Origin of the sequence: Erythrobacter longus (assembly GCF_000715015.1) — a bacterium.
In the GTDB taxonomy this organism is placed as follows: Bacteria; Pseudomonadota; Alphaproteobacteria; order Sphingomonadales; family Sphingomonadaceae; genus Erythrobacter; species Erythrobacter longus.
This window is the reverse complement of record NZ_JMIW01000003.1, coordinates 375,959-393,584: the sequence shown is the minus strand read 5'-3', so window position 1 is coordinate 393,584 and position 17,626 is coordinate 375,959. Positions and strand designations below refer to the sequence as shown.

Sequence of the window (17,626 nt, the reverse complement as noted above, 5' to 3'; positions counted from 1 at the left end):
TGCCGCGCACCTATTCCTTGGGCTTGGCCGGTGTTTCCGGCGGCGTTGGTTCGGCAGTTTTTGGTTTGGTAGGGGCTGGCACAGGCTCGACGCTGGTCGCAGTTTCGGTAACCGCGCTTTGTGCATCAGCAGCAGGAGCAGCAACTGGCGGCGGCCCAGTCATCACCGGCTCCCCTTTCTCCGCCTCCATTTGGGCCGCAGACCGCTTCATGATCTCCTCATTTTGCGCTTTCCACTTCTTCTCCATGTCCTCAAGTTCGGCCTCGCGCACCATGGCGTCGATACCGGTGCGAAAGTGGGAGGAGACGCGGCGAACCTTGCCGATCCAGCGGCCCGCGTGGCGCATAGCCAAAGGCATATCCTTCGGTCCGATCACGAGGACCGCGACGATAATAATCACCAAAAGCTCTGCTGCGCCGATGTCAAACATTGCCTGAAAGGACTTTCAAAAGGCGTAGGGCGCGCGGGTCATGCGCGCCCATTAAGTGCGTCAATTAGAGGCTTCGCTCTTGTCGCTTGTCTTGGTTTCGCTCGCGTCTTTGGCGGGCGATTCGATCTGGGCTTTCGCTGAATCCTTGGACGTGTCGTCCTCGCTCATGCCCTTCTTAAAGCTGGAAATACCCTTGCCAAAATCGCCCATCATTTCAGAAATGCGGCCGCGACCAAATAGGACCAAAATGACCACCGCAAGGATGAGGATTTGCCAGATACCGACTTGGCCAAACATAGGAGTTCTTTCTTTATTGCCCTTTGCAGGACGGGGGTTGCGCAACCCAATATAGGCGCACTGATGCGTTCACGCCAGTGAGAGCCTCAATTCTTATGAAAACGCGAGCAGAAAATCAGTCTAGCTCATGATCCTCGGAGCCTTCGTCAGCCGCCTCGCACGTCTCTTCGGCCTCGCCATCGTCGTCACCTGCCGACATCGCGTCTTCAAACGCGTCATCTACAGGGTCGAGCAGGCCAGAGGCGCGCAGTTCGTCAATGCCGGGCAAATCGCGCCGAGACGAAAGCCCGAAATGGTCGAGGAAATCAGGCGTTGTTGCGTAGATTACCGGGCGTCCGGGCACTTCGCGCCGGCCAGCCAGCTTGATCCAACCGGCCTCCATCAACACATCCAATGTGCCAGAGCTTGTCTGCACCCCCCGGATCGATTCAATCTCTGCCCGGCTGACGGGTTCGTGATAAGCGACAATTGCGAGCACCTCGGTCGCGGCGCGGCTCAGGCGGCGAACCTGCTCTTTTTCGCGCCGCAAGAGGTGCGCCATGTCGGGTGCTGTTTCAAAGTGCCAGCGCTTACCCCGTTCAACCAGATGCACGCCGCGATTTTTATAATGATGCGCCAGCGCGCTTAACCCGTCGCGCACAATTGCCTTGTCGCAATCCCCCAGATGCGCAGCGATTTGATCGACGGTAAGCGGTTCTTCGGCGGCGAACAGGGTCGCCTCAAGGCCGCGTTCAAGCTCATCCGGTTCGCCGCCGATTTCGCCATCTACCTCCGACATCAGCCTTCCACTCGCTCTTTAAGGCGGCGGATACGCAAGGGTGCAAACGCGCCTTCTTGCTCAAGCTCTGCCCGGCCAAGGCGGGCAAGCTCCAATGCAGCGACAAAGCTGGAGGCAAGCGCAGATTTGCGCAAGGCAGGCCCGGCGTGTTTGGGAAGGAAATCACGAATTTCCATCCAGTCGAGCGTCACGCCCAACATCGCCGACACGCGATCAAGCGCGCTATCCAGCGTCATAACCGGGCGGTCAGATACGTGGTAGATGCGAGGCGCGGTGCGCGCTTTTACCTGACCATAGGCTTGGATTAGCGAGAAGGTGTCCGACTTCCACAAGGTCTTTCGATCAGTGCGCAATCCTTCGGGCGCGCCGCGCAGGAAGATATCGCGGCCAATCCTGTCACGCCCCAAAAGCCGCGCCGCCGCCTCGCGCATTGCTCCTAGGCGTTGCAGGCGCAATTGCAGCCGAATAGCGAGCTCCTCGGGGCTCGGGTCTTCCTGTTCATCCTTGGGCAAAAGGAGTGACGATTTGAGGAAGGCAAGCCACGCTGCCATCACCAGATAATCGGCAGCAAGCTCCAGCCGAAGGTCCTGTGCCCGCTCAATATAAGTGAGATATTGATCCACAAGGGAAAGGATCGAAATCTGTTTCAGATCAACCTTTTGCCGCCGCGCAAGGTCGAGGAGCAGATCAAGTGGGCCCTCCCATCCGTCAAGCTCAAGATAGAGCGCTTCTTCGCCGGGCTTTGCGCCCTGTTTAGCCGGATCATCGTCCCAGCCATCAGGCATGATCGCGCCCGGTTCAGAGGCATTCATGCCGCCGCCGGTGAGCATAAAGCCGTCTTCTGCCTCGGTCGTCATCGGCGGGCTCACGCGGCCTTCCCCACAAGGGCGAGAAGCTCATCGCGCTTGGCCAGAAGATCGCTTGCCTCCTCAGCGACAGTGTCAGCGACCCGCGTGCCCACAAGCGCACGATCAAGCCGCTCTGCCGCAGCTTCGCAGATGCTTGGCAAACGCTCGCAAATGCCTTGCATATGATCCATCTTTGCCCAGCAATTCAGCACGATATCGCATCCTGCCGCAATGGCCCGTTCTGCGCGTTCGGGGACTGTCCCATCAAGCGCTTCCATATCGATGTCATCGGTAAGGAGCAGCCCGTCAAAGCCGATTTCGCCGCGAATGATGTCCTCAATTATAGTCTTGGAGAGAGTCGCAGGCGCTTCGGCATCCCAGACCGGAAATTTGAGGTGGCCCGTCATCCCGATCAGAGCGGAATTGAGTTTGCGGAACGGGGCAAGGTCGCTCTCCAATTCCTCGACGCTCGCGTGAACGGTGGGCATTTCCTTGTGACTGTCGACGCTGGACCGGCCGTGACCCGGCATATGCTTGATACAGCCGGTGACGCCGCCTGCTGCCAATCCATCGAGGATCGCGCGGCCAATCGCGGCAATTTGCATCGGATCATGGCCTAGAGACCGGTCACCAATAACGTCGTGAGCCCCCTTCTGGCGAAGGTCCAAAGGCGGGTGATAATCAACCGTTATACCCATCGCCGACAGCTCTAGCCCCATGGCCGTCGCGCCCGCACGAGCCGCTTCGATCGCGCTTGCCGGGGCGATTTGATAAAGCTGATCGAAAGCTTCTCCGCTTGGATAGGAAGCCCAATGCGGCGGGCGAAGGCGCGCAACGCGGCCCCCTTCCTGATCTATCGAAATGAGGAGATGATCGCGCCCGTGCAGTTCACGCAGTTCATCGGTCAATGCGCGCAGTTGCTCAGGCGTTTCACAATTGCGGCCAAACAGGATGTAGCCCGCAGGATTAGCCTCGCGGAAGAACGCGCGCTCTTCTGCGGTCAGCTTTGTGCCAGAACATCCAAATATTGCCGGGACCATGAAACGCAGATTTGCAGGCGCCGCCTGATCAGGCAAGCGCAGTAACCATCCATTGTGGGGTTTTTGCGGGGAAAGACGTGGAAAGGCGTGAAAAGACGCGGAAAACCCCCCGCTCACCCCCAAAAATCAGCCCAGATTATCCCTTAACCTGACAATCAATGCCCGCGGATTTGAGCTTTGCACAAAGCTGATCAGCAGTCGCACGGTCGCTGGTCACTGCCTGGAGGCGATAGACAGTGCCAATATCGACCACGCCCTCTTCAATGCGATAACGCAGCCCAGACAAGGCATCGGTCCGGCGGCTGAGCTCATTCCAACCTTGTTCGGCACGAGCCCTTGAGGAATACGCGGCAAGTTGGACGCCAACACCGCTGCGCGATGTAGTGGCACCCGATTGCGCGCCCGACTGACCTGAAGCACCTGCCCCTGCTGCGTTTGCGGTCGCAGAGCCTGCTTCGCCATTGTTTGCCCCTGTTCCTGCACCTGAATCAGCACCTGAAACGGCTGAGCCATTGCCATCGGTGTCCATAACGCCTTCGGGTGTGCCGCCTTCGCCGACCACCGGAGCGACATTGCCAGTGCCCGCAAATTCCTTACCACCGGGATCATCCGGACGCTCTTTATAGGGCCCCTCGGGCGCTTCAATCACGCTGCCATCAGCGACAGCTGCGCCATCGGTGACTTTGCTGCCGAAAATCCAAACCGTGCCCACTGCCAAAGCCAGAATGCCCAGCAAGATAAGCGCAAGGATGATGATCTGCGTGTTGTCGACGCCGCCTGCGCCATCGTCGTCCTCATCAGCCTCAAGCCAAGGAAGGCTGTCGTCCTGTGAAAGGTCGAGTTCCCCATCATTGCCTTCGACTTCTTCAAATTCAGCGTCGATAATCACGGCTTTGTTCCCCTGGAATTCAGACGTGTAACCGCCTGACCCACTACATTCTGTCAACTGCCTCCACGCCAAGAACGCGCAGGCCATTGCGCAGAACTTGCCCGATTGCTGCGGCCAGGAAAAGCCGCGATTGTGACAAACGCGCATCCTGTTTCACAATGAAGCGTTTTTGCGTGTCAGTGTTACCCAAAGAATAGAAGGCATTAAGGTCGGTTGCCAAGTCGTAGAGGTAAAAGGCAATGCGGTGCGGTTCACGCGCTTTGGCGGCGGCTTCCACCTCGCGCGGGAATTGCGCGGCGCGTTTGATGAGCGCGTGTTCCTCATCACCCAGATCGGCAATGGCGTCAGAGGAAGGCGAAAAGCCCTCATCTTCCAATGCCTTGCGCAGAGTCGATTGAATCCGTGCGTGGGCATATTGGACGTACCAGACAGGGTTGTCCTTTGACGCCTCTACCACTTTGGCAAAGTCGAATTCCATCTGCGCTTCGGGTTTGCGGGTCAGCATGGTGAAGCGCACAACATCGCGGCCGACCTCTTCGATCATGTCAGCAATCGTGATGAAGTTACCGGAACGCTTGGACATTTTGACAGGTTCACCGCCGCGCATCAACTGAACCATCTGGACCAGCTTCACGTCGAACGGTGTTGGTTTGCCCTTCCCTTCGGAAAGAGCAGCGACAGCGGCTTTGATCCGTTTGACGGTGCCCGCATGGTCCGCGCCCCAGATATCGATCAGCTCATCGGCGCTTTCCGCCTTCTGCATGTGATAGGCGAGGTCTGCGCCAAAATAGGTCCATTTCCCGTCCGATTTCTTGATCGGGCGGTCCTGGTCATCGCCAAATTTGGTCGAGCGAAAGAGGGGCAGCTCGACCGGCTCCCAATCTTCTGGCGGTGCCTTGCCCTTCGGCGCTTCGAGCACGCCATCATAGACAAGGTCTTGTTCACGCAGCCATTTTTCCGCCTCATCGGGTTTTCCGGCGGCGTGCAATGCGGCTTCGGATGCAAAGACATCGTGATGGATGCCAAGCAGGGCGAGGTCGGCCTTGATCAGATCCATCATCTTCTCAACCGCTTCGGCGCGGAAGTAAGGCAGCCACTCGGCTTCGGGGGTGTCCTTGTGCTTGTCGCCCAATTCCTGCGCCAGATATTCGCCAATCGGCTTCAGGTAATCGCCGGGGTAATATCCTTCGGGAATTTCGCCGATGTCTTCGCCCAATGCCTCGCGGTAACGAAGGTGCGCAGACCGGGCGAGCGTGTCGACCTGACCGCCCGCATCGTTGATGTAATATTCGCGCGTGACCTTGTGTCCGGCAAGCTCAAGCAAGCTCGATAACGCATCACCGACAACTGCTCCGCGGCAATGGCCCATGTGCATGGGACCGGTCGGATTGGCGCTTACGTATTCGACATTGACGCGCGTGCCCTTGCCCATGGTGGAACGGCCATAGTCATCGGCAAGAGCAGTAATCGCTGCCAGTTCATCGAGCCAGACCTGCGGGTCGAGCGTGAGGTTGATAAAGCCGGGCCCCGCGATTGCGGCGCTGGCAATGCCTGGAGCTGCCTCTAGCTTGGTCACAAGAGCCTCAGCCAGCGCGCGCGGATTGGTCTTGGCAGGCTTTGCCAGAACCATCGCTGCGTTGGTCGCCAGATCGCCGTGCGAAGGGTCGCGCGGGGGTTCTAGCGTCACATTCTTGAACGAGGCGTCTTCGGGCAGAACGCCGTCCGTCACAAGCGCCTTAAGCGCAGTTTCAATTGTGCCGCCAAAGGCTGTGTAAAGAGTTTGCATATCTGTCATCTCGCATGCGCCGTTAGCGCAAAGGGGAGAAAGGGAAAAGGGAAAGGGCACCGGCCTAAGACCAGAGCGCCAAAACGACGCACCATGCGTCGCAAGGCCGACCGGCCGCCCACAGGTGCCCCCGCACCCTGAACTTGTTTCAGGGGAAAGGGATAGCACCGAGGAGTTCGCCCGGATGGGCGAACACAAACCTTAACGCGTTGCGTTGTACGCCAGTTGCGATTCGGTCAGTTGGAAGCCTACCAGCATCTCAAACCGGGTACGCTGAATGGCCGCTTTCACTTCGGGGTCAGACAGCGGATCAAGCGCTGCATCGACATCGCCTGCTCGTCGCTTGCGCGTGATACGCTCACGAATGTCTTCTGGAAGAGTGGCGGCAGAACGGTCGATGAAAGAACCCGCCTTACCGCTTACCTGCGCCCGGTCCTGGCCGTCGGCAAATGTCACAGTGACTTCGCCCACGCGTTTGGTCACAACCGCGCTGCTTCCTTGAAGGACAGTCACAAAATATGGCAGCGTCACTGTGCGTGCGCCGCGTGTATCCGTCCGCCGCGCAAGCACGTCAAATGTTGCCTCGGAATAGACTTTGTCGCCGGTGTCGTTGCAGGTTGACCGCAGATTGGTCATCGCTGCGCTCACATCCAGGTTGCTCGCGGTTTGATCACCGCTTGCTCGAAACGTGGTCACATCGCCTGTGAAATCAGGAATGCCAACAGATGGACACGACGACAGCACAGCGGTGATGCCAACGCCCTGATCGATCACAAGATCACCCTCGCCAGCACAGCCAGCAAGCGCAGCGGCTCCAACAAGAGCGGTAATAGCGGATTTGCGATGCAACATGGTAACCAGTGATCCCTCGAAATTCATAAATTGCGCGGGCGATGCGCAAATTGTCCAAAGCCTCTTTAGCCCCTAGCGAGCCGTGCAGCAAAGCGCTAGAGGGACTTATATGAACGCGCCTATAACCCGTGACACCGGAGCCGATGCAGCACCATTGTCGGCTGAACCGCTCAACCTCTTGATCGCTGCACCGCGCGGCTTTTGCGCAGGCGTCGACCGCGCGATTGAAATCGTTGAAAAGGCACTCGAACGGTACGGCGCGCCCGTTTATGTGCGGCATGAAATCGTCCACAACAAATATGTCGTCGAAGGGTTGAAGTCCAAAGGCGCGATTTTCGTCAAAGAATTGAACGAAGTGCCAACCGATGCCCCTGTTGTATTCAGCGCGCACGGTGTACCCAAATCGGTACCTGCCGAGGCAGAGCGTCGCAACATGATCTATGTCGATGCAACCTGCCCGCTGGTGTCAAAAGTTCACCGTCAGGCCGAGCGCCAGCTTGAAAAAGGGCGGCACATCATCTTTGTTGGCCATGAAGGTCACCCAGAAGTCATTGGCACAATGGGTCAGGTTGCGCCGGGTCAAATGACGCTGGTCGAGAATATCGAAGACGTTGATAAGCTTCCCTTTGAGAGCGATGAGCCGCTTGCATACCTCACGCAAACCACACTTTCGGTGGACGACACGCGCGAAGTGATTGATGCGCTGATATGGCGTTATCCCAACATCAGAGGGCCAAAGGCCGAAGATATCTGCTATGCGACGTCAAATCGTCAGGCTGCGGTCAAAGAGCTCGCCCATGACTGCGATCTGGTGCTGGTCGTTGGTGCGCCCAACTCGTCCAATTCGCTGCGCCTTGTCGAGGTCGCAGAACGGCTGGGCACACCGGGCAAACTCATTCAGCGCGCTGATGAGATTGACCCTGCATGGCTTGATGGCATCGAAACGATAGGTCTGACCGCTGGCGCATCCGCGCCTGAAATCCTTGTGCGCGAGGTTGTAGAAGCGCTTGCAAGAATACGCCCCATCAATGAGCGCGAAATCAAGCACACCGAAGAGAAAATGGTCTTCAAACTGCCTCGCCAATTGACCGAGTAGACGCTGGAAAAGCCTTCCAATGGCGGTTTACACTCACCTTGGCGCAGAAGAGCTCGCTGAACTTATCGCGCATTACCCGGTTGGGCCGCTTGTATCGGCAAAGGGAATTGCTGAAGGTGTTTCCAATTCCAACTGGCTGATTGAAACCGCGGGAGAAGACTCCCAAGGCGCGCGCTTTATCCTTACAATGTACGAACGCCGGATCGAGCTTGAGGACCTGCCCTATTTCCTTGGGCTTCTGGATCATCTGTCAGCGAGGAATTGCCCGGTCCCGCGCACCATTCACGACAGGCAAGGCGCAGCATTTCGGATGCTGGATGGCAAAGCGGTTGCTCTGATTGAGTTTTTGCCCGGTGTTTCCCCGTCACAGCCAGAAGCTGGGCAAGCATATGCTGTGGGCGAAACGCTCGCGAAAGTTCACGCGGCGAGCCAGGATTTTGGTCTATCGCGCGAAAACACGATGGGTTTTGGCCAGAATCTGGCGTGTCTTGAGGGGTGTGGTTCCAACGCGCTGGCATCAATTGACCCTGATTTGCCGCAAATCCTGGCCCCAGCGCGCGCAGCTGCTGAATTGGACCTGTCCGCCCTGCCCCAGGCGCAAATCCATGCTGATCTTTTCCCGGACAATGTGCTCATGCTGGGCGACAAAGTTACAGGGCTCATCGACTTCTACTTTGCATGTTCAGGGCCAATGGCGCTGGATCTGGCGGTCACTCACGCAGCGTGGTGTTTCGACCAAGACGGCGCCTATTTGCATGGCTTGGGGGAAGCTTTGCTGGCCGGTTATCAGAGTGTTCGCCAGCTTGACCGCCAAGAGAAAAACGCTTTGCCACAAATCGCTAAGGGGGCCACCATCCGGTTCATCGCGAGCCGGGCCGAAGACTGGCTCGACACGCCCGATGATGCGCTGGTCACACGCAAGGACCCGATGCAGTTTGTCTCACGCTGGCACTTCTACAACGAACATGGCGCTGATATATTTGCTTAAAGCTGCTGGCTAAGGCACATGGCCCTAATCATGGTAAAACCGCGCAAACACGTTGAAATTTTCACCGATGGGGCTTGCAAAGGCAATCCGGGTCCGGGTGGCTGGGGAGCGTTGCTGCGCATGGGTCCGCACGAAAAAGAGCTGTCAGGCGGTGAACTGGACACCACCAACAACCGGATGGAGATGATGGCGGTCATCAAGGGGCTCAATGCGCTCATCGAGCCGTGCGATGTCGCCCTGCATTCAGACAGCAAATATGTGATCGACGGGATTACGAAATGGGTCCACGGCTGGAAAAAACGCGGCTGGATCAATGCCAGCAAAAAGCCCGTTCGCAACGCTGACCTTTGGCATGACATCATTGATGCAAGTGCCCGTCACGAGGTGTCGTGGCACTGGGTAAAAGGTCATTCCGGCCACCCGGAAAATGATCGCGTGGACCAGCTTGCAAGCGATGCAGCGGACCGGATCGCGGCGGCCGAGAACCTCTAAGATCCTGACCCTAGAAAGCAAACGGGCGCACCGACATCGGCACGCCCGCTTACGAACTCGCTAAAGACGAACCTTTAGGTGTTGTCTTCGGTCGGAGCATCCGGACCGTTTTTCTTGATCGAGTCGATCGCATTTTGCGCCGAAGACTTGCTCGAATACCCTTGGGTCGAGAACATCACTTCGCTGTTATAGCTAAAGCGTACGCGGAACTCGCCTGCTTTGTCTTTGTAAATTTCAAACTTGTGAGCCATCTTCTTGGTTTCCCTCTCAAATAGATTTGGGCCGGACCGCACCATACAGATCAGAAACGGTCTGGCTAGAGCGCACAGGCCGCTTTCTCGCGGCAAAAACGCGAAGGATTGTAAACTTGTGCATCGATCATTCGGGTGAGATCATCGCGTTCAAGCCCGAGCATGATTTGCGCTCCCAATTTCGCAGCCGCAGGAGCCGTCTGAATGCCAAAGCCGCCTTGACCTGCGAACCATAGAAAGTTCGCGCAGTCAGGATCAGGGCCATAGATTGGCAAGCGATCCGGGGCAAAGCTTCGGAGGCCGGCCCAGCGCCGCTCTACCGCTTTGATACGCCACTGGGTGGCGCGCTCGAAGGCGTCGATTGCACGGGCAACATCGATCTCTTCAGGTGCCGCATCGCAAGGTACGCTTGGCGTTTCGTCATGCGGGCTTAGCCACAGACGGCCATTGTCCGATTTGAAATAAAACTGCCCCGATATGTCGAGGACAAGCGGCATATCGTCGGGCGCGCCGGGTTCGACCCGCAATTGTGCGACCGTGCGGCGGTACGGGGTAATGCCAATCGGACGCGCGCCCGCCAATTGCGCCACGGTATCGGCCCAGGCACCGCTTGCATTGATGACTTTGGCCGCGCGGTACGTCTCACCATCCCTGGTGCTGATCCGCCAGCCGCCGTCTTCGCTGCTCAATTGAGCGACAATGGCACGGCACTCTAAACGGGTTCCCGCTGATCTCAGGGCCTTCAAATAGTGTTGGTGCAAAGCTCCAACATCAATGTCAGCGCATGCCTCTTCATAGATTGCATCGCTCCAATCCTCCCGAAGGAAAGGGGCACGCTTGCGCACGCTCGCCCCGCTGATCCGCTCAATCGTGACACCGCTGCCAGCGAAGCTTTGCTCAAACTCGTCAAGCTTTGAGCGGTCTTCGCTGCGGCCGATGTAAAGCGCGCCGCGCTGGCGCAGAAATCCGTTGTCCCGCAGGTAACGCCCCGAGGCAAGCGTAAGCGGGACCACGCCCGGCCCGCCATAGCATTCTTCCCAGAACGCAGCTGAACGCCCGGTGGAATGGTAGCCCGGCGCTTCTTCAGCCTCCAGGACGAGCACCTTTGCATAGGGGCTCAGTTCAGCGGCAAGGCTGGCCCCTGCCATCCCTGCGCCGATCACCGCAAAATCGTATAACGGTGCGGTCATTGAGGCGGCGCAACCTCGTCAAGAAAGCTCGCAACCGCGTCCATCACGCTTGCGCGCACGCTATCCGTTTCGCGCAGAACCTCGTGGTGGGCATTGGCACCCAGTTCGAACATTCGCCCATTGGGAAGTCGCTCCACCGCGCGCACATTGGCGTCATGGCTGACCAGCTTGTCGTTGGCAGTGGACGCGATCAGGACCGGTACCTCAACACGCTCCATTGCACCCGGAGCATCCAACGCTCGGCACGACGCATAGGCGCGCTCTACCCAGCGCCAGCTTGCAGGCCCCATCACCAATTCGGGCCTTGTATCGCGCCAGAATTGTTCATCGGCATATCGATCCGGGTCATGGGTCAAAAGATTAATGCGATCCTTGGGAAGTTCCCCCGGTTTCTCGCTCCATTTCCATGCCTGGCGAGTGGGCGCACCGATCCAAGTCATCAGTTTTGCCGCAAAGTGCTGAAGAAAAAACGGCACTGGCGGTCCTTGCATACCGAGCATTGGGGCACTGAGAAAAACGGCTTTTGCGTCCACTTCCTGGTCGAGCTTGCCATCAACCAGAGCGCGCATAATCAGATGCCCGCCCATGGAATGGCCTGCAATAACGTGGGGTCCGGGAACTTCCTTCACCCAGGTGCGCCACAGAAAGGCAAGGTCATCAGTCCAGATCGAAAAGTCGTCGATATGGCCAGTGTAGGCGTCTTTTCCCAAACGCCCTGACCCTGCTTGCCCGCGCCAATCCGAGGCGGTCACCCGCCATCCATCGCGGTGCCATTCCTCCAGCGTCTCGAGGTATTTTTCATAACAATCGCCGCGTCCGGGCAAAAACAGAATTGAACCGCGCGGCGATGCTTTCCCTTCGATCCCGATCCCCGGCCAATCGATCCTGCGAACCTCATGTCCGTCTTCAAGAGCCCATTTGCTCTCGGTCGCCGCAGGAGGAATTGCCCGCCGATTTATGGGGGCACCTGCATGGCGCCCGCGCGCAGCAACCTGTGTCATTTGTTTACTCATGAATAAAACGCGAGGGTCCAAGCCTTTAATCGTGGTTACTATTTAGTAAGCACTCACCTGTAGCACCCTTTCACAAGACACACGTTCGAGCCGGATTTGTCAGGCTACGAGCGATCACCTTGTCGAGGGGCACTTATGTTAACGACCACTGTTCAATACGGGCTGCTGATTGCCTTGGCAATTGCGCTCCTATATGCCGCATTTACGGACATCCGTTCGCGCACGATCTCCAATTGGTTGAACCTGAGCATTGCAGCGGTTGCGCCTGTATTCTGGTGGGCAAGCGGCCTTTCGCTGTGGCCGGATGTTGCGATCCAACTGGGCGTAGCGGTTGCAGCCTTCGCGGTGTTTGCTGGCATGTTCGCCTTTGGCATGATGGGCGGCGGTGATGTGAAGCTGCTTACCGCTCTTGCGCTTTGGATTGAACCTACCGCCTTTTTGCAACTTCTCTTGGTTATGGCTCTGGCAGGCGGCGCGCTGACCATTGTGATGGCGATCGTCCATGCCATGCGCCAGCAAAAAGAGAAGCTCGCCATTCCTTATGGGGTCGCAATCGCCATCGGGGCGTTCTGGATCCTGATTCCCCGCCTCAGCGAAATCCCCGCAATCGCCTGATTTTGCTCAATTGAGCGGGGTGGAAACCCGATCTTAACTACTTTGGACGTAACAACTTCAAGCATACCTGCCCGTAATGTCACGGGCCCACGAAGGGGGCTTATTAGCCATGGATAGGAAGAAACTGGTTCTGCTGCTTGGTGCACTCGTTGTCGCGATTGGCAGCGCCTTCCTTGCACGCAGTATGTTTGCAGGCGACGCAGCTCCGGCTGCAGAGGCACAAGCTGAGCCAACAGGACCCAAGGTTCTTGTTGCAAACCGCGCACTGCCTGCAGGCACGATCATCACCGCTGATGCCATGGGCTATCAGCAATGGCCCGAAGAACTGGTCCAGGATGCCTACTTTATTGAAGGCAATTCCGACATGAGCCAACTTTTGGGTACTGTTGTGCGCTTCCCTGTTACGGCAGGTGAGCCGGTTACGCATGGCTCGCTCGTTCGCCCAGGCGACCGTGGGTTCCTTGCTGCAGCGCTTGGCCCAGGCATGCGCGCCGTGACTGTTCCGGTGTCTGCCAAGACCGGCGTCGCTGGCTTTGTATTCCCTGGCGACCGCGTTGACATGGTATTGACCCAAAGCGTTAAAGGCGAAGGCCGCGCGCTTCAGGCAGCAGAAACCGTGCTTCGTAACCTGCGCGTCCTTGCGACCGACCAAACAACCGAACAAGTGACTGACCAAGAAGGTAAGACCCTCGTTCGTGCGTTCCGTACCGTAACACTCGAAGTCACTCCGAAGATTGCTGAGAAGGTTGCCGTTGCGCAAACGATTGGCGAACTCACTTTGGTTCTGCGTTCGATTTCAGACAATCAGGCTGAACTGGAGCGTGCGATTGCTTCGGGTGAGATTGAAATCCCAGCCGATGCGACACCTGAAGAAGAAGAGCGTTTCTTGCGCACTGCAATGGGTCGCCCTGTCGAAGGCAAGTCAACTTTCCAGACCGGCGGCGACGTTTCACGCTTCCAGCGTAAGTCAGTGCCACCGCAAGACGATGGTGGGCGTAGCAGTGTTGCTGCACGCACGCCTGCTGCACCTGGCGTTTCTGCAAAGGTCAATGGCGCGCCTGTCTACCAAGGCCCGTCGGTCCGCGTGACACGGGGTAAAGCAACCACAGAGGTGCCAGTGAGCGGTTCAATCACCGCGGCAACCGGCAACTTTAACAACAGCGTTAGTCAAGGCGTTGGCCAAGCGGGGCAAACCGTTCCGTCCGCGCTTAGCACAATCCGGTAACGGGCTCGAAAGAGGACAAATAGCCATGCGAGCCTACACCAAACCGAACATCCACTTGGCAACTCCAGCCAAACGGGAATCCAGAGGGGCCCCAAAGATGAAAGCCAAATTTCTTAGCAGAGCTCTGCTCGCCGGGATTGCAATGCTGCCGATGGTAGCGATGCCAACCGGATCAGCAACAGCGCAGCAAGTCGTTAGCCCGAATTCAGAAATCGTGCTTTCCATCGGCCGCGGTGAATTGATCGCTGTGCCAGGTGCAATGACCGATGTCTTTGTGGCCAACGATAATGTTGCTGACGTACAGATCAAATCGCAGCGCCAGCTTTATGTCTTCGGCAAAGCAGGCGGTGAGACCACAATCTACGCCAGCAATGCTCGCGGCGATGTGATCTTCTCAGCCAACATCCGGGTCGGCAACAACATCGGTAGCATCGACCAGATGCTCGCCCTTGCGATGCCAGAAGCCAATGTGAATGTTGCGACGATGGGCACCAATACAGTGCTTTTGACAGGCACGGTGAAAGCCCCTGAAGACGCGGCAGAAGCCGAACGTCTCGTAGCTGCTTTCCTCGGCGATGGCACCAATGTCATCACTCGCCTGAAAACGGCGACCCCGCTGCAGGTCAATCTGCAAGTCAAGTTTGCCGAAGTCAGCCGCAGTCTCGTTCGCGAGATCGGCGGTAACGTCACCACGATTGACGGCGCGCAAGGCGGTTTCCGTGGCGGTTTTGGTACAGGTCGCAACCTTGTTGGTGAATCTGGGTTTAACACCGGCGGTCCACTGAGCGTTGGCCCAGGTGCCGGCGCAGTGACCGGACAGCGTTTTGTACGCGACATTGCAGGCAATATCGTAACCGATGATGACGGTGTTCCTCTGATTGACGAAATCGCAGGGAGCGCGATCGGCACCAACGCAGGTTCCGGCACGACCATTGGTGGTCTGGCTCAACTGTTCGGTCTTGATGTGCTTGGCGCGATGGACCTGTCAGAGCGCATGGGCCTCATCACCACGATTTCGCAGCCGAATTTGACTGCGCTTTCGGGTGAGACTGCAACCTTCCTTGCAGGCGGTGAGTTCCCAATTCCGATTTCCCAAGGCCTGGGCAACGTCGCAATTGAATATCGCGACTTTGGTGTTAGCCTTTCCTATACGCCAACCGTTCTTTCCAATGGCCGGATTTCGATCCGCGTCCGCCCGGAAGTTTCCGAACTTTCATCGCAAGGCGCGGTGACATTGAACGGCTTCCAGGTCCCTGCCCTTACAATCCGCCGCACTGAAACGACGGTTGAGCTGGGTTCTGGCGAAAGCTTCATGATTGCTGGCCTGCTCAGCAACAATGCGCAAAACTCGCTGGATAAGGCACCTGGCCTTGGCGACGTTCCGATCCTTGGCAATCTGTTCCGCTCGCGCTCTTTCCGTCGCGGCGAAACCGAGCTTGTGATCGTTGTGACGCCATATCTGGTCAAGCCAGTCAACGAACGTGAGATCGTCTATCCAACCGATGGCTTCCGCGCTGCGAGCGAATTGGAGCAGATGCTTCTCTACCGTGAAAGCGGCAGTGTAAGCGGTGAGCGCCGTCCTGGCCCGACCGCTTCGGAGCCTGACGCCCCTAACCCTGAAGTGAGCGCTGTAGATCCAGCTGCCATCGTGCCTTCGCGCAATGGCAAGCAGGACCGCCGCGCCGATAGCAGCCGAGACCGCAAGCGTGACGGAGCGGACGCTCCTGCGCCCGGCTTCAGCCTCTAAGCCCTCAGCAAAAAGGTTACCGTGATGAAGAATGCACACAATAACAAGCTGATGGGCGCGATCGCCCTGGCTTTAGGCGTCGGTCTTGCTGGATGCAGCAGTGGCCCGCTTACAGAAACCAACACCTCGCTTTACTCGGTTAATCAACCGGTGGTCGAGCGCACCAACTTCACCCTTGATGTCGACACAGACCGCTCTGGCCTTTCGATCAGCGAACAACAACGCGTCAATGGTTGGTTTGAAACGATGGACCTGCGTTATGGTGACCGCGTCACCATCGAAGATCCTTCGTCAAATCCAGCGGTTGCTGATGCAGTGAACCAGTTGGCAGGTCGCTACGGTCTAATTGTCGAAGGCGTTGCCCCGACAACTTCGGGCCTCTTGGGCGCTGGACAGGCGCGCGTGGTTATCACGCGCTCTTCCGCCACAGTCCCAGGATGTCCGAACTGGGAAGGCCGTTACGACGGCAATTACAGGAACGAGACCAGCAAGAATTACGGCTGCGCGGTGAACAGCAATCTGGCGGCGATGGTCGCTAACCCTGAAGACCTTCTCGAAGGTCAATCAGGAACAGGTGAGACTGTGATTGCAACCGGTACCAAAGCGATCGAGACATTCCGCGAAGCTGCACCAACCGGTGCAGGCGGTCTCCAACAAGCAAATCAAGCCCAAGGCGGAGGTAACTGATCAATGAACGCTCCATGGAAATCCGGCATCCCCGGCAATCGTGATCCTTTTGCCGCTTACATTTGCGACGATGCAGCGCTCGACGTGCTGCGCCCCGTCGTGATTGAAATGGGCTGGCCGCCTGAGAAGTGCAACAAAGGTGGCCTGCGCAATGCAGTCCAATCTTTGTCTGTCAGTGCAAGTCCTGCCATTTTGGTGGTCGATCTGTCGGAAAGCGGTGACCCGTTGAATGACATCAACGCATTGGCTGAAGTGTGTGAGCCGGGCACGGTTGTGATCGCGATTGGCCAAGTCAATGACGTGCGCCTTTACCGCGACCTGCTTTCAAGCGGGATCCACGACTATCTTCTTAAGCCACTCAATGCGCAGGCCGTGCATGATGCGCTCAATGGCGCGCTTGCGGTCTTCACCTCGCCTAAGGGTGGAGATGCAGAAGGGATCAAACGCCACATCTCAACCGCGGTTGTGGGCACTCGTGGGGGCGTTGGCGCTTCGACGATTGCGACCTCGCTTGCGTGGCTCTTCAGCGACCAACACAGCGCACCGACCGCTCTGCTGGATCTCGATGTACACTTTGGTACGGGCGCGCTTGCGCTTGATCTTGAACCTGGCCGCGGGCTGACCGACGCGATCGACAATCCAAGCCGGATTGACGGCCTGTTCATTGAACGCGCCATGATCCGTGCCAATGACAATTTGTCGATCCTTTCAGCCGAGGCTCCCATCAGCCAACCGTTGATGACCGATGGCGCTGCCTTTGTGCAGCTCGAGGAAGAGTTCCGACAAGCGTTTGAAATGACGGTGATTGATCTGCCTCGCAATATGCTGATCAACTTCCCGCATTTGCTGGCTGATGTGAACCTGGTCCTGCTGACGTGCGAGCTCACCCTCGCCTCGGCCCGCGACACCATTCGGATTTTGTCGTGGCTGAAAACCAATGCAGCGCACGCCCATCCGATGGTCGTCGTGAACAAGCACCAGTCCGGTGTCGCCGAAATCAGCAAGGCAGATTTTGAAGCTTCAATCGAGCGCAAGATCGACTTTGCAATTCCGTACGACATCAAGGCCGCGTCAAACGCTGCCAAACTGGGTCAGGTATTCACCGAAGCGAACAAGAACTCGAAGGCAACCGCGACCATCAAACAGATCGCTGAGCGCATTATGGGCGCAAGCGAAGATGATTTGGCCTCGATTACCGAAGAGAAAAAATCGCTTCTTGGCGGGTTCGATCTGAAATCGCTCTTGGCAAAGAAAGACAAGAGCAAGGCAGACGCAGAGCCAGCTGAATAAACGAATTCCCGGCGGTGCCAGCGGCGAAGGGAAACTCCTCGCTCTGGCCTACCGGGAGAGAAGGTTAGCACATCGCGCGACCCGTTTGCGGGTAGTTCTTTTCGAACGGTGG

Annotated in this window: 19 protein-coding genes; 8 read left to right on the top strand and 11 right to left on the bottom strand. The window is 57.5% G+C overall.

Translation table 11 applies throughout. The features are described 5' to 3' along the window. Positions 1-10: 10 nt before the first annotated feature. From tatB to EH31_RS08975, 8 genes are all read right to left on the bottom strand, one after another. Positions 11-430: a Sec-independent protein translocase protein TatB gene (gene tatB / locus EH31_RS09010; RefSeq protein WP_034959816.1), complete on the bottom strand. Its 420-nt coding sequence runs from the start codon at positions 428-430 to the stop codon at positions 11-13. A 60-nt stretch (positions 431-490) separates the two neighbouring features. Beyond that, positions 491-727 carry a twin-arginine translocase TatA/TatE family subunit gene (tatA, locus tag EH31_RS09005; protein WP_034959815.1) on the bottom strand — a complete coding sequence of 79 codons (237 nt, stop codon included), beginning with the start codon at positions 725-727 and terminating at the stop codon, positions 491-493. Between the two features lie 115 nt (positions 728-842). After that, positions 843-1,505 carry an SMC-Scp complex subunit ScpB gene (scpB, locus tag EH31_RS09000; protein ID WP_034959814.1) on the bottom strand — a complete coding sequence of 221 codons (663 nt, stop codon included), beginning with the start codon at positions 1,503-1,505 and terminating at the stop codon, positions 843-845. Continuing rightward, positions 1,505-2,290, bottom strand: a complete 786-nt coding sequence (locus EH31_RS08995; RefSeq protein WP_051699158.1) for a segregation and condensation protein A — start codon at positions 2,288-2,290, stop codon at positions 1,505-1,507. Before EH31_RS08995 ends, scpB begins: the two co-directional genes overlap by 1 nt. 80 nt (positions 2,291-2,370) lie before the next feature. Then, entirely contained in the window at positions 2,371-3,393 is a 1,023-nt protein-coding gene (gene nagZ / locus EH31_RS08990; RefSeq protein WP_034960139.1) for a beta-N-acetylhexosaminidase, read from the bottom strand. Positions 3,394-3,529: 136 nt separating this feature from the next. Next, positions 3,530-4,282, bottom strand: coding sequence for an SPOR domain-containing protein (locus EH31_RS08985; RefSeq protein ID WP_241765879.1), 753 nt, complete (start codon positions 4,280-4,282; stop codon positions 3,530-3,532). A gap of 43 nt (positions 4,283-4,325) precedes the next feature. Then, positions 4,326-6,077 carry an arginine--tRNA ligase gene (gene argS, locus EH31_RS08980; protein WP_034959813.1) on the bottom strand — a complete coding sequence of 584 codons (1,752 nt, stop codon included), beginning with the start codon at positions 6,075-6,077 and terminating at the stop codon, positions 4,326-4,328. A 192-nt stretch (positions 6,078-6,269) separates the two neighbouring features. Then, the gene (locus tag EH31_RS08975; protein ID WP_034960137.1) at positions 6,270-6,920 is read right to left on the bottom strand and encodes a hypothetical protein; all 651 of its coding nucleotides are present in this window, start codon (positions 6,918-6,920) and stop codon (positions 6,270-6,272) included. A gap of 109 nt (positions 6,921-7,029) precedes the next feature. Here EH31_RS08975 and ispH point away from each other — a divergent pair, with 109 nt between their 5' ends. The 3 genes from ispH to rnhA are packed head-to-tail and all read left to right on the top strand — an operon-like array spanning position 7,030 to position 9,496. Next, on the top strand, positions 7,030-8,016 hold the full coding sequence (gene ispH / locus EH31_RS08970; protein WP_034959812.1) for a 4-hydroxy-3-methylbut-2-enyl diphosphate reductase: 987 nt from the start codon (positions 7,030-7,032) through the stop codon (positions 8,014-8,016). Between the two features lie 19 nt (positions 8,017-8,035). Continuing rightward, positions 8,036-9,004, top strand: a complete 969-nt coding sequence (locus EH31_RS08965; RefSeq protein WP_034959811.1) for a homoserine kinase — start codon at positions 8,036-8,038, stop codon at positions 9,002-9,004. Positions 9,005-9,022: 18 nt separating this feature from the next. Then, positions 9,023-9,496, top strand: a complete 474-nt coding sequence (gene rnhA, locus EH31_RS08960; protein WP_241765878.1) for a ribonuclease HI — start codon at positions 9,023-9,025, stop codon at positions 9,494-9,496. A 74-nt stretch (positions 9,497-9,570) separates the two neighbouring features. Here the strand turns inward: rnhA and EH31_RS17230 are convergent, their stop codons facing one another. From EH31_RS17230 to EH31_RS08950, 3 genes are all read right to left on the bottom strand, one after another. Further along, entirely contained in the window at positions 9,571-9,747 is a 177-nt protein-coding gene (locus EH31_RS17230) for a YegP family protein (RefSeq protein ID WP_081853320.1), read from the bottom strand. A 65-nt stretch (positions 9,748-9,812) separates the two neighbouring features. Beyond that, positions 9,813-10,937, bottom strand: a complete 1,125-nt coding sequence (locus tag EH31_RS08955) for an NAD(P)/FAD-dependent oxidoreductase (RefSeq protein ID WP_034959809.1) — start codon at positions 10,935-10,937, stop codon at positions 9,813-9,815. After that, positions 10,934-11,950, bottom strand: a complete 1,017-nt coding sequence (locus EH31_RS08950) for an alpha/beta fold hydrolase (protein WP_241765877.1) — start codon at positions 11,948-11,950, stop codon at positions 10,934-10,936. The genes EH31_RS08955 and EH31_RS08950 overlap by 4 nt, the downstream gene beginning before the upstream one ends. A gap of 135 nt (positions 11,951-12,085) precedes the next feature. Between EH31_RS08950 and EH31_RS08945 the strand changes: the two genes are divergently transcribed. From EH31_RS08945 to EH31_RS08925, 5 genes are all read left to right on the top strand, one after another. Beyond that, positions 12,086-12,565 carry an A24 family peptidase gene (locus tag EH31_RS08945; RefSeq protein ID WP_034959807.1) on the top strand — a complete coding sequence of 160 codons (480 nt, stop codon included), beginning with the start codon at positions 12,086-12,088 and terminating at the stop codon, positions 12,563-12,565. A 109-nt stretch (positions 12,566-12,674) separates the two neighbouring features. Beyond that, on the top strand, positions 12,675-13,790 hold the full coding sequence (gene cpaB, locus EH31_RS08940) for a Flp pilus assembly protein CpaB (RefSeq protein WP_034959806.1): 1,116 nt from the start codon (positions 12,675-12,677) through the stop codon (positions 13,788-13,790). A 97-nt stretch (positions 13,791-13,887) separates the two neighbouring features. Continuing rightward, positions 13,888-15,537, top strand: coding sequence for a type II and III secretion system protein family protein (locus EH31_RS08935; protein WP_034959805.1), 1,650 nt, complete (start codon positions 13,888-13,890; stop codon positions 15,535-15,537). Between the two features lie 24 nt (positions 15,538-15,561). After that, the gene (locus EH31_RS08930) at positions 15,562-16,224 is read left to right on the top strand and encodes a CpaD family pilus assembly protein (RefSeq protein WP_034959804.1); all 663 of its coding nucleotides are present in this window, start codon (positions 15,562-15,564) and stop codon (positions 16,222-16,224) included. Positions 16,225-16,227: 3 nt separating this feature from the next. Then, positions 16,228-17,514: a pilus assembly protein CpaE gene (locus EH31_RS08925; protein WP_034959803.1), complete on the top strand. Its 1,287-nt coding sequence runs from the start codon at positions 16,228-16,230 to the stop codon at positions 17,512-17,514. Positions 17,515-17,626 lie beyond the last annotated feature (112 nt).

Excerpts from the sequence above, each read along its gene's own strand:
- tatB (WP_034959816.1), bottom strand. The coding sequence starts at position 430 with ATGTTTGACATCGGCGCAGCAGAGCTTTTGGTGATTATTATCGTCGCG.
- tatA (WP_034959815.1), bottom strand. The coding sequence starts at position 727 with ATGTTTGGCCAAGTCGGTATCTGGCAAATCCTCATCCTTGCGGTGGTC.
- scpB (WP_034959814.1), bottom strand. The coding sequence starts at position 1,505 with ATGTCGGAGGTAGATGGCGAAATCGGCGGCGAACCGGATGAGCTTGAA.
- EH31_RS08995 (WP_051699158.1), bottom strand. The coding sequence starts at position 2,290 with ATGCCTGATGGCTGGGACGATGATCCGGCTAAACAGGGCGCAAAGCCC.
- nagZ (WP_034960139.1), bottom strand. The coding sequence starts at position 3,393 with ATGGTCCCGGCAATATTTGGATGTTCTGGCACAAAGCTGACCGCAGAA.
- argS (WP_034959813.1), bottom strand. The coding sequence starts at position 6,077 with ATGACAGATATGCAAACTCTTTACACAGCCTTTGGCGGCACAATTGAA.
- EH31_RS08975 (WP_034960137.1), bottom strand. The coding sequence starts at position 6,920 with ATGTTGCATCGCAAATCCGCTATTACCGCTCTTGTTGGAGCCGCTGCG.
- ispH (WP_034959812.1), top strand. The coding sequence starts at position 7,030 with ATGAACGCGCCTATAACCCGTGACACCGGAGCCGATGCAGCACCATTG.
- EH31_RS08965 (WP_034959811.1), top strand. The coding sequence starts at position 8,036 with ATGGCGGTTTACACTCACCTTGGCGCAGAAGAGCTCGCTGAACTTATC.
- rnhA (WP_241765878.1), top strand. The coding sequence starts at position 9,023 with ATGGCCCTAATCATGGTAAAACCGCGCAAACACGTTGAAATTTTCACC.
- EH31_RS17230 (WP_081853320.1), bottom strand. The coding sequence starts at position 9,747 with ATGGCTCACAAGTTTGAAATTTACAAAGACAAAGCAGGCGAGTTCCGC.
- EH31_RS08955 (WP_034959809.1), bottom strand. The coding sequence starts at position 10,937 with ATGACCGCACCGTTATACGATTTTGCGGTGATCGGCGCAGGGATGGCA.
- EH31_RS08950 (WP_241765877.1), bottom strand. The coding sequence starts at position 11,950 with ATGAGTAAACAAATGACACAGGTTGCTGCGCGCGGGCGCCATGCAGGT.
- EH31_RS08945 (WP_034959807.1), top strand. The coding sequence starts at position 12,086 with ATGTTAACGACCACTGTTCAATACGGGCTGCTGATTGCCTTGGCAATT.
- cpaB (WP_034959806.1), top strand. The coding sequence starts at position 12,675 with ATGGATAGGAAGAAACTGGTTCTGCTGCTTGGTGCACTCGTTGTCGCG.
- EH31_RS08935 (WP_034959805.1), top strand. The coding sequence starts at position 13,888 with ATGAAAGCCAAATTTCTTAGCAGAGCTCTGCTCGCCGGGATTGCAATG.
- EH31_RS08930 (WP_034959804.1), top strand. The coding sequence starts at position 15,562 with ATGAAGAATGCACACAATAACAAGCTGATGGGCGCGATCGCCCTGGCT.
- EH31_RS08925 (WP_034959803.1), top strand. The coding sequence starts at position 16,228 with ATGAACGCTCCATGGAAATCCGGCATCCCCGGCAATCGTGATCCTTTT.